The organism is Halanaerobium salsuginis (assembly GCF_900114545.1).
Taxonomy (GTDB): Bacteria; Bacillota; Halanaerobiia; order Halanaerobiales; family Halanaerobiaceae; genus Halanaerobium; species Halanaerobium salsuginis.
This window is the reverse complement of sequence record NZ_FOTI01000088.1, coordinates 1-2,155: the sequence shown is the minus strand read 5'-3', so window position 1 is coordinate 2,155 and position 2,155 is coordinate 1. Positions and strand designations below refer to the sequence as shown.

The following is a 2,155-nucleotide window of genomic DNA, read 5'->3' as shown; positions in this document are numbered from 1 at the left end:
ATTTAATTCAACGGAGCCAGGCAAATGCCTTTTTTATTTAGATATTTTTAGATTTACAGTTTTTTCTTCACAACATTAATTATACAACCAAAATTAATTGCTTTTGTGGAGGAGAAATTTAAATATGAAAATTATTGATCAGCAGGAAGCAGTCTGTATAATGAAAAAACTAACTAGATTAAAATTAATATTATTGGCTGGTTTGCTGATAATAATTTCTATTGGTATTTCTGGTCATCTACCTGAGCAAAATGTTTTGGCTGCTGGAAGAAAAGAAAATAATATTAATTTTACTAAAAAGTTTAATCAATTAGAATTAGCTAAAGAGAAGGAGCCAGCTGTTATGAAAATTAGAGTTAAAGCAAATGATAAAGTTATAGTTTTTGAGTTAAATAATAGTTCAGCTGCAAAATCGCTTTATGAACAGCTTCCAATGACTATTGAAGTTGAAAATTATAGTAATGATGAAAAAATTTTTTATCCAGATCAAAAACTTGATGTTTCAGATACCCCACTTGCACAGGCAAGTCTAGGGACTCTAGCCTATTATGCTCCCTGGGGTGATGTAGTTATGTTTTATGCAGATTTTGGTTCAGCTTCTGGATTATATGAATTAGGCCAGGCAATTTCTGGTCAGGAAAATATCTCTTCTCTATCTGGAACAATAAAAATAGAATCCTTTAAACAATGAATTAAAAGTGTCAACTTTTAATTTAATTTTACTATTGCTGCTGTTATAAACAGTAGTTTAGAAAGTAGTAAAGCTGCTTTGGATTTTAGCGATGTAGTTAACTTGCAAAAATTATCTATTGCAGTTGAAAGACCAGCAGAGGCTGGTTGTAAAATTAAATTAGTTAAAATAATTAGGAGGTAAAAAATTGAATTTAGATTTTACTTATAAAAATCCAACCACAATCCATTTTGGTAAAGATTCTTTAGATAAATTAACAGAGGAATTAGCTAATTATGGAGACACAATTATGCTGGCATATGGAAGAAGTTCAATTAAGAAAATAGGACTTTATGATCAAGTTATTGATATTTTAAAAGAAAGTAATAAAAACATTGTTGAATTATCAGGGATTATGCCTAACCCAACTTATAAAAAAGTTGTAGAAGGGGCAAAACTTGTTAGAAAAAATGAAGTTGATTTAATTTTAGCTGTTGGGGGTGGCTCAGTTATTGATTGTGCAAAAGCTATTGCAGTAGCTGCCTATTGTGAAGATGATCCCTGGCAGAAATATTGGATTGATTTTGAGCCAATCTCTAATCAAGTTGTTCCAGTAGCATCTATTCTTACTTTAGCTGGTACAGGTTCTGAAATGAATGGGGGCTCAGTTATTACTAATGAAGCAGTCAAATTGAAAATGGGAAGAGTTTTTCCGGCTGAGGTTAACCCTAAATTCTCAATTTTAAATCCTGAATATACCTTTTCTTTACCTAAATATCAAATGGTAAGCGGAATTTTTGATATGATGTCTCATTTAATGGAAGCATATTTTTCTAATGAAGATGATGTAACAACTGATTACTTAATTGAGGGATTGCTGCGTTCTATTATTAATAGTGCTAAAATAGCAGTTGAGAACCCTAAGGATTATGAAGCAAGAAGTAATTTGATGTGGAGTGCTAGCCTGGCAATGAATCCTCTAATGGGATTAAGTAAAACTCAGGACTGGCAGGTTCACATGATTGAGCATCAAGTTGGAGCTTATACAGATTGTGCTCATGGAATGGGGCTGGCGGCAGTTTCTCTACCTTATTATAGAAAAATTTATCAAGCTGGTCTGGATAAATTTGTTCGTTTTGCAATTCAGGTCTGGGATATCGAAAAAGCAGGTAAAACAAAAGCAGAAATTGCTCTTGCAGGTCTTGATGCCCTGGAAGAATTTACTCAAGAATGTGGAATTGTGATTAATTTAAAAGAACTCGGAGCAACAGAAGAAATGCTGCCTAAAATTGCTGAATCAACTATTATTACTGGTTCTTACAAAAAGTTAACCACTGAAGAAGTATTAGAAATTTTAAAAACTGCTTATACTGCTTAAAGATAACTTTAAATTAAAAATATTGGTTCTTTGACAAATGTTGTGAAATCTAAATAGCACCGTTTGAATCATGTTATCTCTTTGTTTTTTTGAATTACTCTTAAATA

The 2,155-nt window shown here is 31.7% G+C and carries 2 protein-coding genes; both read left to right on the top strand.

Annotated features, from left to right (window positions below; translation table 11 throughout):
• Positions 1–124: 124 nt before the first annotated feature.
• Positions 125–691 (top strand): cyclophilin-like fold protein, encoded by a 567-nt coding sequence (locus BMZ74_RS14255; RefSeq protein WP_218142097.1) that lies wholly within the window; start codon positions 125–127, stop codon positions 689–691.
• Between the two features lie 187 nt (positions 692–878).
• Positions 879–2,048 carry an iron-containing alcohol dehydrogenase gene (locus BMZ74_RS14250; protein ID WP_089862868.1) on the top strand — a complete coding sequence of 390 codons (1,170 nt, stop codon included), beginning with the start codon at positions 879–881 and terminating at the stop codon, positions 2,046–2,048.
• Positions 2,049–2,155 lie beyond the last annotated feature (107 nt).

What these genes read in the sequence shown, in the direction of transcription:
- BMZ74_RS14255 (WP_218142097.1), top strand. Translation starts at nt 125, where the DNA reads ATGAAAATTATTGATCAGCAGGAAGCAGTCTGTATAATGAAAAAACTA.